Genomic DNA, 19,546 nt, shown 5'->3' with positions numbered 1-19,546 from the left:
CACTGCATGATCGAGCGAGCGACGCTGCCGACGAAGGGAACCCGTGAAAGAGGAAGACGAGCGCGGCGAGAGCAAGACGCCGCAGCCCGGTAAGGGGGACACGGGCCCCGGTGGGAAGCCGCCGCGGCGCGAAGACCCCGGTGGCGGCATTCTCATGGGCCGCCCCTTCGGCGTGCCCGTCTATGTCGCGCCCAGCTGGTTCCTGGTGGCCGCGCTCATCACCTGGATCTTCGGCGGCCAGCTCGACCGCGTCCTGCCCGATCTGGGCGGCCTCCGGTACCTGGTGTCCCTGTTCTTCGCGGTCGCCTTCTACGCCTCCGTACTCGTACACGAATTGGCCCACACGGTCGCCGCGCTGCGCTTCAAACTGCCCGTGCGCCGGATCCAGCTCCAGTTCTTCGGCGGCGTCTCCGAGATCGAGAAGGAGTCCGAGACACCGGGCCGTGAGTTCATCCTGGCCTTCGTCGGGCCGCTGCTCTCACTGGTCCTCGCCGGCGTCTTCTACCTCGGCCTGCTGGCCGTCGACGCCGGAACGGTCCCCGGGGTCCTGCTCGCCGGTCTGATGATCTCCAACCTCATCGTCGCGGTCTTCAACCTGCTGCCCGGCCTGCCGCTGGACGGCGGCCGGATGCTGCGCGCGGTCGTCTGGAAGATCACCGGAAAGCCGATGAGCGGCACCGTCGCCGCCGCCTGGGTCGGCCGCGCACTGGCCGTCGCCGTCCTCATCGGCCTGCCACTGCTCACCCAGACGGGTGTACTCGGCGCGTCCACCGAACATGTCAGCGGCATGGAGACCGTCACCGACGCGCTGCTCGCCGCGATCCTCGCCGCGATCATCTGGACCGGCGCCGGCAACAGCCTGCGGATGGCCCGGCTCCGCGAACACCTCCCCGAGCTCCAGGCCCGCGCGCTCACCCGCCGCGCGGTGCCGGTCGAGTCCAGTACCCCGCTCTCCGAAGCCCTCCGCCGCGCCAACGAGGCGGGCGCCCGCGCCCTGGTCGTCGTCGACGGCCACGGGGACCCGACGGCGCTGGTCCGCGAGTCCGCGATCGTCGGCGTCCCGCAGCACCGCCGCCCCTGGGTCGCGGTGAGCGGACTGGCGCAGGACCTCACGGAAGGCATGAAGGTGCCGGCGGAACTGGCCGGAGAGGCGCTCCTGGAACGGCTGCGGGCGAGTCCCGCGACGGAGTACCTGGTGCTGGAGGAGACGGGCGAGATCTACGGGGTCCTGTCCACGGCGGACGTGGAGCGAGCCTTCGTCGCGGCGATGGCCCGGCCGCAGTAGGGGCGCCGTACCCGAGGTGCCGCGCACCCCCACCGCCCCCGCCTGACGGCGCGCCGAGCCCGTAAGAAAAGCAGCTAGGCTGGTCGCATGTCCGAACCGACCGGTGCCGCCCGTCGTCGCGGCCCCTTCAAGGTCGGGGACCAGGTCCAGCTCACCGACCCCAAGGGACGCCACTACACCTTCACGCTCGAAGCCGGGAAGAATTTCCACACCCACAAAGGGTCCTTCCCGCACGACGAGCTGATCGGTGCTCCCGAGGGCAGTGTTGTCCGTACCACGGGAAACGTCGCCTACCTCGCGCTGCGCCCCCTGCTCCCCGACTATGTCCTGTCCATGCCCCGCGGCGCCGCGGTGGTCTACCCGAAGGACGCCGGCCAGATCCTGGCCTTCGCCGACATCTTCCCCGGCGCACGCGTCGTAGAGGCGGGTGTGGGCTCCGGCTCGCTCAGCGCTTTTCTGCTGCGTGTCATCGGAGACCAGGGCATGCTGCACTCGTACGAGCGACGCCAGGACTTCGCCGACATCGCCCAGCAGAACGTGGAGCGCTACTTCGGCGAGCCGCACCCCGCCTGGCAGTTGACGGTCGGTGACCTTCAGGACAATCTGTCGGACACGGACGTCGACCGGGTGATCCTGGACATGCTCGCCCCCTGGGAGTGCATCGAGGCCGTCTCCAAGGCGCTCGTTCCCGGCGGCATCCTCTGCGCGTACGTCGCGACGACCACACAACTCGCCCGCACCGTGGAGACGATCCGGGAGTTCGGCACGTTCAACGAGCCGGCCGCCTGGGAGTCGATGATCCGCAACTGGCACGTCGAGGGCCTGGCCGTACGCCCGGACCACCGGATGATCGGCCACACCGGCTTCCTGGTGACCGCCCGCCGTCTCGCCGACGGCGTCGAACCGCCGCTGCGCCGCCGTCGTCCCGCCAAGGGCGCGTACGGCGACGACTACGACGGTCCCGGCAGCGGGAGCGGCGGCTCGCGCGGCTGACCCCAACACGGCAACGCCGCCGTCGAGTTCCCGCTCAGGAAGCGGAACTCGACGGCGGCGTCTTCATGTTGTGCGTACGCACACCCCGCTGTTCCGTCTCACTGTGACGTGTGGCACGATGCTGGCACCTTCCCACCGTTGTTTTTCCCCGGCAACGCCTTCACAGGAGACACTCCGCGTGCAGCTCTCCGACGCCCCGGACCTCCCGCACACCCGGCCCCACCCGATGCACTGGCTCGCGACGGCCACCGCGATGGCCGCTGTCGTCGCCCTGGCGGGACTGATGGAACCAGGCGACGCCAAGGCGTCCCAGTCGGGTGCCGGGACCCTGAGAGCAGCGGCCCCCGGACAGGACCTGTCCGCCCCCGATCCGTCCGGTGCGGACTTCCCGCTGGAGTGCGGGGGAGCGGCCATCGTCGTGGCGCGGAAGGCCTCCGGCGATCTCGACGGGGACGGCGCCCCCGAGACGGTCGCGGCGGTCCGTTGCGACGCCGGCTCGGGCACCCCTCCGAGCGGTGTGTACGTGCTGACCGGCGCGTCGAAGTCCGGGCCGAGGGTCGTGGCGACCCTGGTCGATCCGGCGGACAAGCAGAGCGTCGGACCCGACTTCGCGATACGTGACGGAGCGGTCCTGGCGACCCTGCTCGGCTACTCGGGGCCTGACGTGCCGCGCTGCTGCCCCGACCAGGAGGAGCGGGTCTCCTGGCAGTGGAAGAACGGCGCCTTCGTACGCGGCGAACAGCCCGCGGCACGTGGCATGTGAGCAGTCACTCCGAGTAACGCTCGGGAGCTGGATCCGGCCATCTATGCCGCTATTCCGCGTCGGGTCCGTACACCTCGACACTGTCCGAAACCCGACGTACGTGAATGCAGTCACCCGGGCACTCCTTGGCCGAATCGACGACGTCGTTCAGCAGCGTGAGGGGCACGGGTGTGGTGGCGCCGGGTGACTGGAGCAGTTCGTCCCCGGAACTCTTCACGTAGGCCAGGCCGTCGATGTCCAGCTCGAAGACCTCCGGGGCGTACTGAGCACAGATCCCGTCCCCAGTACAGAGATCTTGGTCGATCCAGACCTCGAGGGGTTCACCGGTCCCGGTGGCGCCTTCGGTGGGGGCCTCCTGCTGCACGCTCATTCTCCTGCCGTTTGCTGCGTCGAGTGGCGCGTTATGAAGTAAATCGCGCCAGCCTTGACGGGTGTTGAACACTTCGACGATACAACCGGCGGCTTTCCGGTGTCGCTGGGTGGGTATTCCCCTGGCGTGAGGGAGAGCGCAAGGGTGAAGATCGGACACACCCCGACAGTCTTTGTGATCTAGGGGTTTCAATCATCACCCACCCAGGTAGGGTCAGGAAGCGTCCAGCTCCCCTTGGAGGAGGTGAGGACCGTGGCAGCCCACGACGACGACATCAACCGCGGCATCCGGCCCGGGCGGGGGTCTGAAGACCCAGCCGGCCAGGTTGCCTATCTCGAGCAGGAAATCGCCGTCCTGCGACGTAAGCTCGCCGACTCTCCGCGGCACACGAGAATTCTCGAAGAGCGGATCGTCGAGTTGCAGACGAACCTGGCGGGTGTGTCCGCGCAGAACGAGCGGCTCGCCAATACGCTGCGTGAGGCCCGCGACCAGATCGTGGCCCTCAAGGAAGAGGTCGACCGGCTCGCGCAGCCGCCGGCGGGCTTCGGGGTCTTTCTGCACGCGAATGAGGACGGTACGGCCGACATCTTCACCGGGGGCCGCAAGCTCCGGGTGAACGTCAGCCCCGGCGTCGAGCTCGAAGAGCTCCGGCGCGGCCAGGAAGTCATGCTCAACGAGGCGCTCAATGTGGTCGAGGCCATGGAGTTCGAGCGCGCCGGGGACATCGTCACCCTCAAGGAGATCCTCGAGGACGGCGAGCGCGCCCTGGTGATCGGGCACACCGACGAGGAACGGGTGGTGCGGCTCGCGGAGCCGCTGCTGGACATCACCATCCGCCCCGGCGACGCCCTGCTGCTCGAACCCCGCTCCGGCTATGTCTATGAAGTGGTTCCCAAGAGCGAGGTCGAAGAGCTGGTCCTCGAAGAGGTACCGGACGTCGACTACGAGAAGATCGGCGGTCTGGGCGGCCAGATCGAGATGATCCGCGACGCGGTCGAGCTCCCGTACCTCCACCCGGACCTCTTCAAGGAACACGAACTGCGGCCGCCGAAGGGCATCCTGCTCTACGGCCCGCCCGGCTGCGGCAAGACACTGATCGCCAAGGCCGTGGCCAACTCCCTTGCCAAGAAGGTCGCCGAGGTGACCGGCCGGCCCGCGGGGAAGAGCTATTTCCTCAACATCAAGGGTCCCGAGCTCCTCAACAAGTACGTCGGTGAGACCGAGCGCCATATCCGCCTGGTCTTCCAGCGTGCCCGGGAGAAGGCGAGCGAGGGTACTCCCGTCATCGTCTTCTTCGACGAGATGGAATCCCTCTTCCGCACCCGCGGATCCGGTGTCAGCTCGGACGTGGAGAACACCATCGTTCCGCAGCTGCTCGCCGAGATCGACGGTGTGGAAGGCTTGGAGAACGTCATCGTCATCGGCGCCTCCAACCGCGAGGACATGATCGACCCTGCGATCCTGCGGCCCGGCCGGCTCGATGTGAAGATCAAGATCGAGCGTCCGGACGCGGAGGCGGCGAAGGACATCTTCGCCAAGTACCTGACCCCCTCGCTGCCGCTGCACGTGGACGACATCTCCGAGCACAAGGGCTCGAAGGAGGCCGCCGCGCACGGAATGATCCAGTCCGTCGTGGAGCAGATGTACGCGGAGTCCGAGGAGAACCGCTTCCTCGAGGTCACGTACGCCAATGGCGACAAGGAAGTCCTCTACTTCAAGGACTTCAATTCCGGCGCGATGATCCAGAACATTGTCGACCGGGCCAAGAAGATGGCCATCAAGGCCTTCCTCGACCACGACCAGAAGGGCCTCAGGGTCTCCCATCTCCTCCAGGCGTGCGTGGACGAGTTCAAGGAGAACGAGGACCTGCCGAACACCACCAACCCCGACGACTGGGCCCGTATCTCCGGCAAGAAGGGCGAGCGGATCGTGTTCATCCGCACCCTGGTGACCGGAAAGCAGGGCGCGGACACCGGGCGCTCCATCGACACGGTGGCGAACACCGGACAGTACCTGTAGAGCGCGGACCGGCTGCGGGTGTCCGGAAGGGCATCCGCAGCCGGTTGTTTTCACCCGCACCGTCCACCCCACGGGCCAACCACCACACCAGGCCAATGACGGAAATGATCTCCCCAGCAGCGCAGAGGCGTTCTAGGCTCTTCCGTACCGCCGCGTCGCGCAGTGCGGGGCCGGGCACCGCACACGCACCGGAGCACCAGCGGTACTTGAGCGCCGCTCCCGGAGGGGAGCGCCGCCGGGCAAGGAGGGCCGCATGACCGTACGGCGAGTAATGGGCATCGAGACGGAGTACGGAATCTCCGTCCCGGGCCACCCGAACGCCAATGCCATGCTCACCTCGTCCCAGATCGTCAATGCCTACGCGGCGGCGATGCACCGGGCGCGACGCGCCCGCTGGGACTTCGAGGAGGAGAATCCGCTGCGGGACGCCCGTGGCTTCGACCTCGCCCGCGAGACAGCCGACTCCAGCCAGCTCACCGACGAGGACATCGGCCTGGCCAATGTCATCCTCACGAACGGCGCGCGGCTGTACGTCGACCACGCCCACCCCGAGTACAGCTCTCCGGAGATCACCAACCCGCGTGACGCCGTCCTCTGGGACAAGGCGGGCGAGCGCATCATGGCCGAGGCGGCCGAGCGGGCGTCCCAGCTTCCGGGCGCCCAGCCGATCCATCTGTACAAGAACAACACCGACAACAAGGGCGCTTCCTACGGCACGCACGAGAACTACCTGATGAAGCGGGAGACCCCGTTCTCGGACATCGTGCGCCATCTGACGCCGTTCTTCGTCTCCCGGCAGGTCGTCACCGGCGCGGGCCGCGTCGGCATCGGCCAGGACGGCCACGAGCACGGCTTCCAGATCAGCCAGCGCGCGGACTACTTCGAGGTCGAGGTGGGGCTGGAGACCACGCTCAAGCGCCCCATCATCAACACCCGCGACGAGCCCCACTCGGACGCGGAGAAATACCGCCGGCTGCATGTGATCATCGGCGACGCGAACCTGTCGGAGATCTCCACCTATCTCAAGCTCGGCACGACCTCGCTCGTCCTGTCCATGATCGAGGACGGCTTCATCAATGTCGACCTGGCCGTGGACCAGCCGGTCCGTACGCTGCACCAGGTCTCGCACGACCCCTCCCTCGGCCGTCTCGTCACGCTCCGCAGCGGCCGGACACTCACCGCTGTCCAGCTCCAGATGGAGTACTTCGAGCTGGCCAGGAAGTACGTCGAGGAGCGGTACGGCGTCGACGCCGACGAGCAGACCAAGGACGTCCTGGGCCGCTGGGAGGACACGCTCAACCGGCTGGAGAACGATCCGATGAGCCTGTCCGGCGAGCTGGACTGGATCACCAAGCGTGAGGTCCTGGAGGGCTACCGCCGCCGCGACGGCCTGGACTGGGACGCGGCACGGCTGCATCTCGTGGACCTCCAGTACGCCGACGTCCGTCCCGACAAGGGCCTCTACAACCGTCTGGCGGCCCGCGGCAAGATGCGGCGGCTGCTGGACGAGCAGGACGTGGAACGGGCCAGAACCAAGCCTCCGGAAGACACCAGAGCGTATTTCCGCGGCCGCTGTCTGGAGCAGTACGCGGACGATGTGGCGGCGGCGTCCTGGGACTCGGTGATCTTCGACCTGCCGGGCCGTGACTCGCTGCAACGGGTGCCCACTCTGGAGCCGCTGCGCGGCACCCGGAACCACGTCAAGGAGCTGCTCGACCGGTGCCGCACCGCGGAAGAGCTGGTCCGGGTGCTGTCCGGAGGCTGAAATGGTCTCCGTCCGGGAATCATGAAGGTGGTCCCCGTACGTTCGAGAAGTACGGGGCCGATGTCGGACCCGGCTTGTAGGGTCTGATCTTGAAGGTCACATCGAGCGGGGCGAACCGAGCGGGGTGAGGGATATGGCGACCAAGGACACCGGCGGCGGACAGCAGAAGGCAACGCGTTCCACGGAGGAGACCGAGGAACAGGCGCAGGACGCGCAGGGCTCCGAGGACCTCAAGGAGCGCCAGGAGAAGCTGTCGGACGACGTCGACTCCGTGCTGGACGAGATCGACGACGTACTCGAAGAGAACGCGGAGGACTTTGTGCGCTCCTTCGTCCAAAAAGGCGGCGAGTAGCAGCCGTTGTCCGTCCCGGGGCCGGCCGGTGAAAGCCGGTGGCACCGGGGCGGATGACCGGCGACGGCGCGGGTAAGGTCCGTGCACAGTGCGAAAGATCGGCCCGGCGCGAGTGGCGGGCCGCCGCCCTTCCGGAAGGAATCGTGTGGAAGCCAATCCTCGGAGCACCGGGCGTCTGCCGGCCGCCTTCCTGACGCCCGGCTCGTCCTCGTTCATGGACTTCTTGTCCGACCAGTCGCCGGACATGCTGCCCGGCAAGCGTTCGCTGCCGCCCCTGCAGGGCGCCATCGAAGCACCGCACGGCACGACGATCGTCGCGGCGTCCTTCCCCGGCGGTGTGGTGCTCGCCGGTGACCGGCGGGCGACCATGGGCAACATGATCGCCCAGCGCGACATCGAGAAGGTCTTCCCGGCCGACGAGTACTCGGCCGTGGGCATCGCCGGCACCGCCGGTCTCGCCGTGGAGATGGTCAAGCTCTTCCAGCTGGAGCTGGAGCACTTCGAGAAGGTCGAAGGGGTCCAGCTGTCCCTGGAGGGCAAGGCCAACCGGCTCTCCACGATGATCCGCAGCAATCTGGCCATGGCCATGCAGGGCCTGGCGGTCGTCCCGCTGTTCGCCGGCTGGGACGTGGACCGGCAGAAGGGCCGCATCTTCTCCTACGACGTGACGGGCGGCCGTTCCGAGGAACACGGCTACGCGTCCACGGGATCCGGCTCGATCTTCGCCCGTGGCGCGATGAAGAAGCTCTTCCGTGAGGACCTGACGGAGCAGCAGGCCACCACTCTGGTCATCCAGGCGCTGTACGACGCCGCTGACGACGACTCGGCGACGGGTGGCCCCGACGTGGCCCGCCGGATCTATCCGATCGTCACCGTCATCACCGATGAGGGCTTCAAGAAGCTCACGGAGGCCGAGTCCTCCGAGATCGCCCGCTCGATCCTCGAGCGTCGGCTGGAGCAGCCCGACGGCCCGCGTGCCGCGCTGCTCTGACGGCCGCCCTCTTCTGAACAAAAATGCCACTGACAGAAAGGGACGGATAGCCGGTGTCGACGCCGTTCTATGTCTCACCCCAGCAGGCGATGGCCGACCGGGCGGAATACGCCCGCAAGGGCATCGCACGCGGTCGCAGCCTGGTTGTGCTGCAGTATGCCGACGGCATTGTCTTCGTCGGCGAGAATCCGTCCCGTGCGCTGCACAAGTTCAGCGAGATCTACGACCGCATCGGTTTCGCGGCCGCGGGCAAGTACAACGAATACGAGAATCTGCGCATCGGCGGCGTCCGCTATGCCGATCTGCGCGGTTACACCTATGACCGCGACGATGTGACGGCCCGTGGCCTCGCCAATGTCTACGCCCAGACGCTCGGCACCATTTTCTCCAGCTCCGCCGAGAAGCCCTACGAGGTGGAGCTGGTCGTCGCCGAGGTCGGCGCGAGCGCGGACGGCGACCAGATCTACCGGCTGCCCCACGACGGTTCGATCGTGGACGAGCACGGCTCGGTCGCGGTCGGCGGCAACGCGGAGCAGATCAGCACCTTCCTCGACCAGCGGCACCGCGACGGGATGTCTCTCGCCGAGGCGCTGAAGCTGGCCGTCCAGGCGCTGTCCCGGGACACCAACGGCGGCGAGCGGGAGATCCCCGCGGAGCGGCTGGAGGTCGCCGTCCTGGACCGTACGCGACCGCAGCAGCGCAAGTTCAAGCGGATCGTCGGTCGCCAGCTCTCCCGCCTGCTGGAGGCGGACGGTGCCGCGTCCACCCCGACGGACGCTCCCTCGGACACCGAGGAGGCGGAGGACACCGACGAGTGACCGGTGTGTTCCCGCCTGTGCCCCGCTCCGCGCCCGCGGAGCGGGGCACAGGCGTCTGAGGGGTCCTTGCGGCCAAGTCGTCCGGGCCGGGCCCGCCCGGCCGGCGTGGTGTGCTCAGGGGCGGGATATCGAGGGCGGCGGCGCTGTCGAGGCGCGGACCACCAGGCGTACCGGCAGATCGCCGGTCTCCGGCCGCTGTCCGTCCAGGACCGCCAGCAGCGCCGACATGCCGCGCTCGCCGATCCGCTCGGCGGGCAGCCGTACGGTGGTCAGCTCCGGTTCCACCGCCGTCGCGAGGGCCAGATCGTCGAAGCCGGTCACGGAGAGGTCCTCGGGCACCCGCAGGCCGAGCCTGCGCACCGCCTTGCAGGCTCCCGCGGCCAGGATGTCGTCGTCGCAGACCAGCGCCGTGGGCCGGGGGCCAGGGGCGGTCAGGGCGCGTTCCACGACCTCTCGTGCGGCGCCCACTTCCAGCGGTGCGTGGACGGTTCGTACGGTCGCGTCGGGGACGCCGCGTACCGCACCGGCCAGCGCGTCGGCGCGTACGTCGAACGTCCAGGAGGCGATCGCGGAGGCGAGATGGACCAGGTGCCGGTGGCCGAGCCCGAGCAGGTGTTCCGTCACCTGCCGCATGCCGTCGGCGACATCCAGATTCACCCGGGCAGCGGCCCCGGGCGCCGCCGGATCGCTGTCCAGCATCACCAGCGGCAGATCCGCGCCGTCCGCGCCGCGGATCGCGTCCAGCGCGCCGGTCGCCATCGAGGAGGCGATCACCCCGTCCAGCGCGGCCCGCGCGGAGGCGAAGGGGTCCCTGGCGGGCCCCACTCCGGCGGGGGAGGGGTAGAGGACCACCCCGAAGCCGTGCTCGCCGGCGACCTCGGCCGCGCCCGTGTAGACCCGGGCGAAGAACTCGTTGGTGAGCGCGGGCACGACCAGGAGCGCCGTCCTGGTCCGGCCCAGCCGCAGGTTGCGGGCCGCGAGGTTGGGGCGGTAGCCGAGCGCGTGCGCCGCCTCCCGCACCAGCCCGGCGGTCCGCTCCGAGACCCGGCCGCGCGACTTGCCGGCGAGCACGAGGGAGACGGTGGCCTGGGACACTCCCGCGGCCCGTGCCACATCTCTGCTGGTGGGCCGGGCGGACTGCTCTGTCATCGTTGCCGTTCTCCGTCGCGCGGTGTGATCGCGGGTGGACCCGCGGACTGCGCACATGGTACGTATGACGCTCGAAGTTATACGTAAAACCCCGGTCGGGCCGGGACGACCTGAGGAAGAGGGGGCGGGACATGGCCACGGGTTATGTGGACATTCTCAAGGCGCCGCACGCCGCACGGCTGCTCACCGGGACGCTCGTGGGCCGGCTGCCGAGCGCCACCGGCCACATCGCGATCGTCATGTTCACCCGCGCCGAGGGCGGCAGCTACACCCTCGCCGGCGCACTCGCGGCGGTGTACGGCATCGCCATGGCCATCGGCCAGCCGCTGCTCGGCCGGGCCGTGGATCTGCTGGGGCAGCCACGGGTGCAGCTCCCCGCGGCCGTGGTCTCCGCGCTGGGCATGGTCGTCTTCGCCGCCGTCGGAACGGACGCTCTGCTGCTCGCCTACGCGGCCGTGACGATCGGTGGCTTCTTCACCCCGCCGCTGGAGGGCGGGCTGCGGGCGCTGTGGCCCAACGTCCTGGGCGGGGACGACCGGGTGCACCGGGCGTACGCCATGGACGCCGTGGCCCAGGAAGTCATGTTCACCGCCGGCCCGCTGCTCGTCACCGTACTGGTCGCGCTCTGGTCCCCGGCCGCCGCGCTCCTGGTCATCAACGTGATCGGGGTGTGCGGCGCGCTCTCCGTCATCCTGTCCAGGCCCTCCCGGGCCTGGCGCTCCGCACCACGCGAGGCGCACTGGCTCGGTGCCCTGCGGTCGCCCGGACTCCTCGCCCTGCTGTGTGCGTTCCTCTTCGTCGGTATGGCGATGGGCTCGATCACGGTCGCGGGCATCGCCTACGCCGACGACCACGGCCGTGAGTCCATCTACGGGTGGCTGATGGCGGCCCTCGGGCTCGGCGCGCTGGTGGGTGGCATGGCGTACGGAGCCCGCGAGTGGGCCGGTACCCCCGAGCGCCGGCTCCGGGCGATCGTCGTCCTGCTGGCCCTCGGCTATCTGCCGTTGACGCTCACGCCGGGCGTGGCCGTGATGACCGTGCTCTGCGCCGTCGCCGGAGTCTTCCTGGCGCCCGCGCTGGCCTGTGCGTTCGTGGTCGTCGACCGGCACGCGCCCCGAGGCACCGTCACCGAGGCGTTCTCCTGGCTCGTCACCACCTTCGGCGTCGGCGCCTCGCTCGGAACGGCCGTGGCGGGCCCGGCCGTCGAGATCGGCGGCACGCCCGCGAGCTTCGGGGTCGCGGGGGCCGGAGGGATCGCCGCTCTGCTGGTGCTGCTGGCCACTCGGCGGGTCCTCGCGGATCCGGTCAGTCCGTCGAATGCCACACCTCCGACGGAAAATGATCGAAGCGGGGCGGCCGAACCCGGTTTCAGCTCAGGCCATCAGGCGTAATGTTCAGACATGGACCGCCGCATTTTCGGGCTGGAGAACGAGTACGGCGTCACGTGCACGTTCAGGGGACAGCGCCGACTGTCACCTGACGAAGTGGCGCGCTACCTCTTCCGCCGTGTTGTCTCATGGGGCCGCAGCAGCAATGTCTTCCTGCGGAACGGTGCCCGTCTCTACCTCGACGTGGGTTCGCATCCGGAATACGCAACTCCCGAATGCGACAACATCTCCGAGCTGGTCACGCATGACAAAGCGGGCGAACGCATTCTCGAAGGCCTGCTCGTCGACGCCGAACGCCGCCTGCACGAGGAGGGAATCGCGGGCGACGTCTATCTCTTCAAGAACAACACCGACTCGGCGGGAAACTCCTACGGCTGCCACGAGAACTATCTGGTCGCCCGTCACGGAGAGTTCTCCCGGCTCGCGGACATCCTCATCCCCTTCCTCGTCACCCGGCAGCTGCTCTGCGGCGCCGGCAAGGTGCTCCAGACCCCGCGGGGTGCCGTCTACTGCGTCAGCCAGCGGGCCGAGCACATCTGGGAGGGCGTCAGCTCCGCCACCACGCGCTCCCGCCCGATCATCAACACCCGCGACGAGCCGCACGCGGACGCGGAGCGTTACCGCCGTCTGCATGTCATCGTCGGCGACTCGAACATGTCCGAAACGACCATGCTGCTCAAGGTCGGCGCCACTGATCTCGTGCTGCGCATGATCGAGGCGGGCACGGTGATGCGTGACCTGACCCTGGAGAACCCCATCCGGGCGATCCGGGAGGTCAGCCACGACCTCACCGGCCAGCGCAAGGTGCGCCTGGCGAGCGGCCGGGAGGCCTCCGCGCTGGAGGTCCAGCGGGAGTACTACGAGAAGGCCGTCGACTTCGTGGACCGGCGGGGCATCCGCACCGGCACCGTCGCACAGGTCCTGGAGCTCTGGGGCCGTACGCTCGACGCGATCGAGGCGGAGGATCTCGACCGTATCGCCACCGAGATCGACTGGGTCATGAAGTACCAGCTCATCGAGCGGTACCGGGCCAAGCACAACATGACCATGTCGCATCCGAGAGTCGCTCAGATAGACCTCGCCTACCACGACATCCACCGCCGTCGTGGTCTCTATTACCTGCTGGAGAAGAAGGGCCAGGCCGCCCGGATCTGCAACGACCTGAAGATCTTCGAGGGCAAGTCCGTGCCCCCGCAGACCACCAGGGCGCGACTGCGCGGCGATTTCATCCGCCGCGCCCAGGAGCAGCGCAGGGACTTCACCGTCGACTGGGTGCACCTCAAGCTCAATGACCAGGCACAGCGCACGGTGCTCTGCAAAGACCCGTTCCGGTCTGTCGACGACCGGGTGGAAAAGCTGATCGCCGGTATGTGATCCGGTATGCCTGGCGGTATGTCAGCAGGCGTGTGACACGCATTGGTGGAATGCGGACCGGGCCCCGTACGTATCGCGTACGGGGCCCTCGTCACGCCTTAGAGTGTCGGGCAACTACTGTGCCGTCTGAGATCTGAGGAACACGTGCGCCGACTTGCCGGCCTGATCGTCGTCCCCTTGCTGCTGCTGTCGACAGCAGCTTGCGGAGACAGCGGAGGCTCCGACTCCACCTCGTCCAAGAACGGACTTCCCGCGGTCACCGCCGGAAGCAAGTTCGGTGAGAAGCCGACCCTCGAGAAGGGGGAGGGGAGCCCGCCCAAGAAGCTGACGGTCGATGTCCTCAGCAAGGGGGACGGCGCCACGGTCAAGAAGGGCGAAGCGCTCCAGGTCAACTACCTCGGTCAGAGCTGGGACTCCGCCAAGCCGTTCGACAACAGCTTCGACCGCAAGCAGCCCCTCGACCTGACCCTCGGTGCCGGACAGGTCATCAAGGGCTGGGACCAGGGCCTGGAGGGCCAGAAGGTCGGCAGCCGCGTCGAGTTGGGGATCCCGCCGGAGCTCGGTTACGGAGCCCAGGGCCAGGGCGACATCAAGCCCAACGCCACGCTGGTCTTCGTCGTCGACATCGTGAAGGCGACCCAGGTCCCGAAGTCCGCCAAGGGCTCGGAGGTCGCGCAGAACGACGCCGACCTGCCGAAGGTGGGGACCAACGACGACGGCAAGGAGCCGACGGTCACGATCCCGAAGACCGACCCGCCCAAGAAGCTGGTCTCCAACTACGTGCTGGAGAGCAAGGGCGCCGAGGTCAAGGCCTCGGACACGGTCGTGCTGAACTACAGCGCGTTCATCTGGAAGGACCGCAAGCAGTTCGACAGCACGTACAAGACGGGCCGTACCGCCACCTTCCCGCTGCCGCAGCTGACCCTGAAGGGTCTCAAGACAGGTGTGGTCGGCAAGAAGGTGGGCAGCAGGGTCCTCATCGTGCTTCCGCCGGACCAGGCTTTCGGCGACCAGGAGCAGCAGGGCATCCCGAAGAACTCCACGCTGGTGTTCGCAGTGGACATCCTGGCGAAGGTGTAACACTGTCCCGGTTGCCCAGTTCATCATTTGGAGGAGCAGTTCAGTGAGCATCGACAAGCCCGAGGTCGACTTCCCGGGTGGCGAGCCGCCGGCCGATCTGGAGATCAAGGACATCACCGAAGGCGACGGCCCGGTGGCCAAGGCGGGCGACACCGTCTCCGTCCACTACGTGGGCGTGGCCTTCTCCAGTGGCGAAGAGTTCGACGCCTCCTGGAACCGCGGCACCCCGCTCCAGTTCCAGCTCGGCGCCGGACAGGTCATCGCCGGCTGGGACCAGGGCGTGCAGGGCATGAAGGTCGGCGGCCGCCGGCAGCTGATCATCCCCGCGCACCTCGCGTACGGCGACCGCGGCGCCGGTGGCGGCCGTATCGCCCCGGGCGAGACGCTGATCTTCGTCTGCGATCTGATCGCGGTCTGATCATCTCCTGCTGATCGCTTCGCTTTCGATCAGGCGATCAGGTCCGGACATCCGAGGGCCCATGCCGTCCGGCGTGGGCCCTCGGCTTGTGTCCGGACGGTTGCCCGGACCGTGGCCACGACTTTGCCGCGACACCCGGGGGCGGTACGGTCAGCGGGCGGATGCGGCACGATCAAGTGGGGTGTGGGGCGTCGATGGCGATTGCCAAGGCCGAGCGGCTGATGAATCTGGCGCTGTGCCTGCTCGGGACCCGGCGTCCGCTCAGCAAGCGCGAGTTGCGCGAATCCATCGAGGCCTACCTCGAAGCGGGCACCGACGAGTCCTTCAACCGGATGTTCGAGCGCGACAAGGACGATCTGCGCGAACTGGGCCTGGTCATCGAGACGGTGGAGAACCTGGAAGGGGAGACCGGATATCTCGCCCGCCGCGACAGCAACCGGCTGCCCGCCATCACGCTCGACGCCGAAGAGGCCGCCGCGCTCGGGCTCGCCGCCAAGGTCTGGCAGCAGGCGCGGCTGGCCGGTGCGGCGAGCGGTGCCCTCCAGAAGCTCCGCGCCGCCGGAATGCCCGAGGCGGAGGACTCGTACGAGGCACACCACAGTGCCCTCGAACCGCGCATCCCCGTCCACGAGGCCGCGTTCGAACCGCTGATGCTCGCCTGCCGCGACCGGCGCCCCGTCGTCTTCGACTACCGCAAGGCCAACGCCGCCCGCCCCGAGCCGCGCCAGGTCGAGCCCTGGACGCTGGAGTGCTGGCGCGGCCACTGGTATCTGGCCGGCTGGGACCGCGACCGCGGCGCCGAGCGCGTCTTCCGGCTCTCCCGCATCACCGGCAAGGTCCGCTCCCGCGCCGGAGTCTTCGGCGCGCCCGTGCCCGATGTGGTCACCGTGCGGGAGACCGTGGAGGGCTGGGCGGGGGAGACCGCGACCCGCTCCGCACTGATCAAGCTGCGCTCCGGGTGCGGCTATCCGCTGCGTTCCAAGGCGCTGTCGTCGAGAGAGCTGGGCGACGGCTGGGACGAACTGGAGATCCCGTACGGCCACGGTCTCGACGCCTGGCTCGTGGAGTTCGGGCCGGACGTGGTCGTACTGGAGCCCGCGGACCTGCGGGCGGACGTCGTGGACCGGCTGCGCGCCGTGGCCAAAGGCTGAGGGGGCTCGTACACACCATGGCAGCCAACGCCATCGACCAGACCCGGCGGATGCTCTCGCTGGTGACCTACCTGCGGGAGCGCCCCGGCGCCCATGTCAGTGATGTCGCGCGCGCGTTCGGTATCAGTGAGGACCAGCTGATCTCCGACCTCGACGTCCTTCCCATGTGCGGGACCAGCTTCCGCGGCGGCGACCTCCTCGACATCGACACCGACGGTGACCGGATCTGGTGGCACAACGCGGACGATGTCGCCGAACCGCTGCGGCTGGCCGCCGACGAGGCCACCGCACTGCTCGTAGCGGCCCGAGCCGTCGCCACCCTGCCCGGTCTGCGCGAGAGCGACCGGCAGGCGCTGCTGCGTGCCACCGCCAAGCTGGAGACCGCGGCCGGGGAGGCGGCGGGCGCCAGCTCCCGGCTCTCGGTGACCTTCGAGGCCGAGGGCGGGGTGTTCGCCGATGTCGACCGCGCCATCTCCGAGCGCCGCAGGCTGTGGCTGCGCTACTACTCCCCGGCGCGGGACGAGCTGACCGAGCGCGAGGTCGACCCGATCCGGCTGTTCGCCGTGGGCCACACCTATATGGAGGCCTGGTGCCGGCTCTCCGAGGCGCGGCGTACGTTCCGGCTCGACCGGGTCGCCGAGATCAGGCTGCTGGATGCTCCGGCGGCGCCCCCGGAGCTGGAGCTCAGGGACCTGTCGGAGGGGCTGGTGCAGCCATCGGCGGAGGACCCCGAGGTGGTGGTCGAGGTCGGCCCCGGCGGCCGGTGGGTGGCGGAGTACTACCCGCACGACTCCGCGGTCGAGCTTCCCGACGGCGGTCTGCGCATCACCCTGCGCACCTCCGTGCCCACCTCGCTGAGACGGCTCGCGCTACGGCTCGGCGGGGACGGACGGATCGTGTCCCCACCGGATCTGGCGAAGAGCGCGCGGCTGGCGGCCGGTGACGCGCTCGCGGCGTACGACGTCCAGCAGTGAACGGCTCAGTGCCGAACGGCTGGGGACAGTGTTGAACGGCTGGGGACAAGGAGAGCCAAGGAACATGTCGGCGATAACTGGACTGCCGGGATTCTCGACCGTTGTCCCGGTCCTCTTCAGAGCGGCCTGCCCCGAGTGCCGTGGCCGCTTCGAACTCTCCCCGGGCGCGCTGCGTCTCGCGATCGGGGCCAGCCGGAAGACCACCTTCTACTCCTTCACCTGCCCCGAGTGCGAGACCGCGGTCCGCAGGCCCGCCGGTGAGCGCATCATCGAACTCCTCACCGGCGGTGGTGTGCGGACGCTGCGCCTCCACTCGACCGTCTAAGGTCTGTCCCGCGAAGATCCGCCGGACAGGCCCTGGCGGCTCTTGCGCGCGGCTCCTCCGTGCCGCACCTCCCTGCGGTTCTTCCGCAAGGTCGTTTCAAGCAATTTCAAGCAGCCTCGGATTCAGCTGTCCGGGGATGAGAAGTCTCTGAGAACGGTCTAGGTTCTGCCCATGTTCTGGCCCATGCTCGCCATCGCTCTGGGGTTCTTCGGCATCGCCGTACTCGGGGTCCTGGCGATCCGTGTCTTCCTCGAAGCCCAGCGACTCGGCCGCCAGGTCGCCGCCACCACGGACCGGATCAACCGGGCCGCCGAGGACCTGGAGCGTGCGGCCACGAGGCTGGCCTCGACCGGAGACGCGCTGCGGTGACGGAGGGCGGAATCGTCTGCGGTCATGAGCGCCGCCGCACTCTCCTCGCCGATCCTTCCTGGCGGTAGGGTGACGATCGTGGCCCGGACTTCGCGGCGAGGGCCGCCGCCGGGCGTATGCACAGGCATTGCCTCACGTTTACTCCCGCGGGTTACGATCGCTGTCGGCACCATTACCGGGCCCGGCCCGGTCGAAAGGGCAGCCCCACTCCAGCCGCCTCAGTGAGAAGGAAGTCGCACATGATCGGCAATCTGAAGCCGCTCGAGATCTTTTTGATCATCGCAGTCGTCCTGCTGCTGTTCGGCGCCAAGAAGCTTCCCGACATGGCGCGTTCGCTCGGCAAGTCGGCCCGCATCCTCAAGAGCGAGGCCAAGGCCATGAAGAAGGACGACGAGAAGACGGCTCCCGCCGCCGACGCCTCGGCCGACACCACCGCCCACCAGCCGGCTGCACCGCGGACGATCCAGGCGTTCCCCGGCGATGTCGCCGGCGCTCGTCCAGTCAGCGAGCCGAACCGCAGCACCACGCAGAGCTGACGCACTTCACCTGACGGCTGCCGGCGGCCGCTGACGGACGCCGCTACGAGACAAGGGACGCGGGTTGCTCAAGTCTGCCCCGAAGCAGGAGAAAGACGCCGAGGGGCGCATGCCACTCGCGGAGCACCTGCGTGAGCTGCGAAACCGACTGCTCAAGTCGGTGCTGGCGATCGTATTCATCGCGATCGTCGCCGCGGTCTTTTATACGGACATCATCGCCTTCCTGATCAAGCCCGTCCTGGAGTCGGTCGGTTGCGCTGGCCCTCTGGGACGTCAGGAGAATGGTCAGCCATGCGCTGACATGACGTTCAATGGCCTGCTCGCGCCCTTCTCGACGGCGCTGAAGGTTTCCCTTGTCGCGGGTGTGGTGCTGTCCACGCCGATCTGGTTGTACCAACTCTGGGGATTCCTGGCGCCGGGCCTGCACAACCACGAGAAGAAGTACGCGCTGATGTTCGCCGCGGTCGGTGTACCGCTCTTCCTCGGTGGTGCCGTTCTCGCCTACGAAATTCTTCCGCAGACCGCCAGGGTCATGCTCGGCTTCACCCCCGAGGACACACGCAACCTGTTGCCGGTGGACGACTACCTCGATCTCGTCGTGCGGATGGTGATCGTCTTTGGGCTGGCCTTCGAGCTCCCCCTGCTGCTCGTGCTGCTCAACTTCACCGGTGTGCTGACGGCGAAGCGGCTCGCCGGCTGGTGGCGCGGTTTTGTGCTGGGTATCACGGTCTTCGCCGCGTTCGCGACCCCGACCGGCGACCCGCTCACGATGCTTTCGCTGGCTGCTCCCATCATCGTTCTGTACTTCATGGCGCTGGGCGTTTGTTTCGTCAATGACCGACGGCGCCGCCGGAACAACCCGGACGCGGATCTCGATGACGACGAGGCATCGGACCTGGACCTGACTCCCGAGAGGATCAGTGCCGTCGAGCCCGTCTCGCCACCCTTCGTGCCTGAGCAGTCCGACACGGGCCGGACCAGCCACCGGCTGAATGGTTACGACGACATCACCTGATTCTCAGGTTGGTGAGCTGGCACGTTGCCGCACCAGGTGTTCTATCCACCGGGGTTGGTGACGAACGCCACGGCTCTGTGGTCCCTGGATAAGTGAGGGCCTTCTTGCTCGGTGTGGATTGCGACATCCGCATCGGTAACCAGAAAGGCGCTCATGCCGCGCCGCGTCTCCCTTAACTGAGATCGCGCGTCTGCGGCAGGCCCGCTGTGTCGTGGATGACGGCTGGCCGCTGCGGCAGGCCGTCGAACGAGTGCTGGCGAAGCGGTACGGGTCGTGGGAAGACCGGCTTCGGGCGGTTCCGTGGCTGTCGACGGATGGAATCGTGGGACCCGCGAAGCGCTCGGACGCTCACACGGCGGACTGAGCACGAAGATTTCTTCTCGCCTGCGACGGTCGCGGACACCCCCTCGC

The 19,546-nt window shown here is 68.3% G+C and carries 20 protein-coding genes and 1 pseudogene; 19 read left to right on the top strand and 2 right to left on the bottom strand.

The genetic code is table 11. From position 1 onward, the window contains the following. Positions 1-43 precede the first annotated feature (43 nt). The 3 genes from ACIOJD_RS29970 to ACIOJD_RS29960 all read left to right on the top strand — a co-directional run bounded on the left by ACIOJD_RS29970 (position 44) and on the right by ACIOJD_RS29960 (position 3,041). Positions 44-1,285: a site-2 protease family protein gene (locus tag ACIOJD_RS29970; RefSeq protein WP_401919166.1), complete on the top strand. Its 1,242-nt coding sequence runs from the start codon at positions 44-46 to the stop codon at positions 1,283-1,285. A gap of 87 nt (positions 1,286-1,372) precedes the next feature. After that, positions 1,373-2,278 (top strand): tRNA (adenine-N1)-methyltransferase, encoded by a 906-nt coding sequence (locus ACIOJD_RS29965; protein WP_401919165.1) that lies wholly within the window; start codon positions 1,373-1,375, stop codon positions 2,276-2,278. A gap of 178 nt (positions 2,279-2,456) precedes the next feature. Further along, entirely contained in the window at positions 2,457-3,041 is a 585-nt protein-coding gene (locus ACIOJD_RS29960; RefSeq protein WP_401919164.1) for a hypothetical protein, read from the top strand. 49 nt (positions 3,042-3,090) lie between these two features. Here the strand turns inward: ACIOJD_RS29960 and ACIOJD_RS29955 are convergent, their stop codons facing one another. Beyond that, positions 3,091-3,411: a ferredoxin gene (locus ACIOJD_RS29955; protein ID WP_401919163.1), complete on the bottom strand. Its 321-nt coding sequence runs from the start codon at positions 3,409-3,411 to the stop codon at positions 3,091-3,093. Between the two features lie 252 nt (positions 3,412-3,663). Here ACIOJD_RS29955 and arc point away from each other — a divergent pair, with 252 nt between their 5' ends. The 5 genes from arc to prcA all read left to right on the top strand — a co-directional run bounded on the left by arc (position 3,664) and on the right by prcA (position 9,356). Then, positions 3,664-5,430 carry a proteasome ATPase gene (arc, locus tag ACIOJD_RS29950; RefSeq protein ID WP_401883495.1) on the top strand — a complete coding sequence of 589 codons (1,767 nt, stop codon included), beginning with the start codon at positions 3,664-3,666 and terminating at the stop codon, positions 5,428-5,430. Between the two features lie 253 nt (positions 5,431-5,683). Continuing rightward, positions 5,684-7,195, top strand: a complete 1,512-nt coding sequence (gene dop, locus ACIOJD_RS29945) for a depupylase/deamidase Dop (protein WP_401883492.1) — start codon at positions 5,684-5,686, stop codon at positions 7,193-7,195. A gap of 133 nt (positions 7,196-7,328) precedes the next feature. Continuing rightward, complete coding sequence (locus ACIOJD_RS29940; RefSeq protein ID WP_384544939.1) at positions 7,329-7,547, top strand: ubiquitin-like protein Pup; 219 nt, start codon at positions 7,329-7,331, stop codon at positions 7,545-7,547. 145 nt (positions 7,548-7,692) lie between these two features. After that, positions 7,693-8,538, top strand: coding sequence for a proteasome subunit beta (prcB, locus tag ACIOJD_RS29935; protein WP_401919162.1), 846 nt, complete (start codon positions 7,693-7,695; stop codon positions 8,536-8,538). 53 nt (positions 8,539-8,591) lie between these two features. Next, the gene (gene prcA / locus ACIOJD_RS29930; RefSeq protein WP_401919161.1) at positions 8,592-9,356 is read left to right on the top strand and encodes a proteasome subunit alpha; all 765 of its coding nucleotides are present in this window, start codon (positions 8,592-8,594) and stop codon (positions 9,354-9,356) included. A 114-nt stretch (positions 9,357-9,470) separates the two neighbouring features. Here prcA and ACIOJD_RS29925 read toward each other — a convergent pair whose 3' ends face one another. Further along, on the bottom strand, positions 9,471-10,505 hold the full coding sequence (locus ACIOJD_RS29925) for a LacI family DNA-binding transcriptional regulator (protein WP_401919160.1): 1,035 nt from the start codon (positions 10,503-10,505) through the stop codon (positions 9,471-9,473). 131 nt (positions 10,506-10,636) lie between these two features. Here ACIOJD_RS29925 and ACIOJD_RS29920 point away from each other — a divergent pair, with 131 nt between their 5' ends. The 11 genes and pseudogenes from ACIOJD_RS29920 to ACIOJD_RS29870 form a co-directional block, all read left to right on the top strand. Continuing rightward, complete coding sequence (locus tag ACIOJD_RS29920; RefSeq protein ID WP_401919159.1) at positions 10,637-11,896, top strand: MFS transporter; 1,260 nt, start codon at positions 10,637-10,639, stop codon at positions 11,894-11,896. A gap of 9 nt (positions 11,897-11,905) precedes the next feature. Continuing rightward, on the top strand, positions 11,906-13,267 hold the full coding sequence (gene pafA, locus ACIOJD_RS29915; RefSeq protein ID WP_401919158.1) for a Pup--protein ligase: 1,362 nt from the start codon (positions 11,906-11,908) through the stop codon (positions 13,265-13,267). A 144-nt stretch (positions 13,268-13,411) separates the two neighbouring features. Next, positions 13,412-14,347 carry an FKBP-type peptidyl-prolyl cis-trans isomerase gene (locus tag ACIOJD_RS29910; protein ID WP_401919157.1) on the top strand — a complete coding sequence of 312 codons (936 nt, stop codon included), beginning with the start codon at positions 13,412-13,414 and terminating at the stop codon, positions 14,345-14,347. A gap of 43 nt (positions 14,348-14,390) precedes the next feature. After that, on the top strand, positions 14,391-14,765 hold the full coding sequence (locus tag ACIOJD_RS29905) for an FKBP-type peptidyl-prolyl cis-trans isomerase (RefSeq protein ID WP_401919156.1): 375 nt from the start codon (positions 14,391-14,393) through the stop codon (positions 14,763-14,765). Between the two features lie 194 nt (positions 14,766-14,959). Next, positions 14,960-15,916: a helix-turn-helix transcriptional regulator gene (locus ACIOJD_RS29900; protein ID WP_401919155.1), complete on the top strand. Its 957-nt coding sequence runs from the start codon at positions 14,960-14,962 to the stop codon at positions 15,914-15,916. A 17-nt stretch (positions 15,917-15,933) separates the two neighbouring features. Beyond that, positions 15,934-16,890 carry a helix-turn-helix transcriptional regulator gene (locus ACIOJD_RS29895; RefSeq protein ID WP_401919154.1) on the top strand — a complete coding sequence of 319 codons (957 nt, stop codon included), beginning with the start codon at positions 15,934-15,936 and terminating at the stop codon, positions 16,888-16,890. 64 nt (positions 16,891-16,954) lie between these two features. Next, entirely contained in the window at positions 16,955-17,215 is a 261-nt protein-coding gene (locus ACIOJD_RS29890) for a hypothetical protein (protein ID WP_401919153.1), read from the top strand. 171 nt (positions 17,216-17,386) lie between these two features. Further along, the gene (locus ACIOJD_RS29885) at positions 17,387-17,584 is read left to right on the top strand and encodes a hypothetical protein (protein ID WP_401919152.1); all 198 of its coding nucleotides are present in this window, start codon (positions 17,387-17,389) and stop codon (positions 17,582-17,584) included. A 239-nt stretch (positions 17,585-17,823) separates the two neighbouring features. Beyond that, the gene (gene tatA / locus ACIOJD_RS29880; RefSeq protein ID WP_401919151.1) at positions 17,824-18,120 is read left to right on the top strand and encodes a Sec-independent protein translocase subunit TatA; all 297 of its coding nucleotides are present in this window, start codon (positions 17,824-17,826) and stop codon (positions 18,118-18,120) included. A 64-nt stretch (positions 18,121-18,184) separates the two neighbouring features. Further along, entirely contained in the window at positions 18,185-19,135 is a 951-nt protein-coding gene (gene tatC / locus ACIOJD_RS29875; RefSeq protein WP_401919150.1) for a twin-arginine translocase subunit TatC, read from the top strand. A gap of 181 nt (positions 19,136-19,316) precedes the next feature. Further along, positions 19,317-19,430, top strand: a pseudogene (locus ACIOJD_RS29870) (IS481 family transposase); the annotation flags it as partial. Between the last annotated feature and the right edge of the window lie 116 nt (positions 19,431-19,546).

This window comes from Streptomyces sp. NPDC088116, assembly GCF_044741745.1.
In the GTDB taxonomy this organism is placed as follows: Bacteria; Actinomycetota; Actinomycetes; order Streptomycetales; family Streptomycetaceae; genus Streptomyces.
Note: the sequence above shows the minus strand (reverse complement) of the source record. Positions and strands in the feature narration are given on the sequence as shown.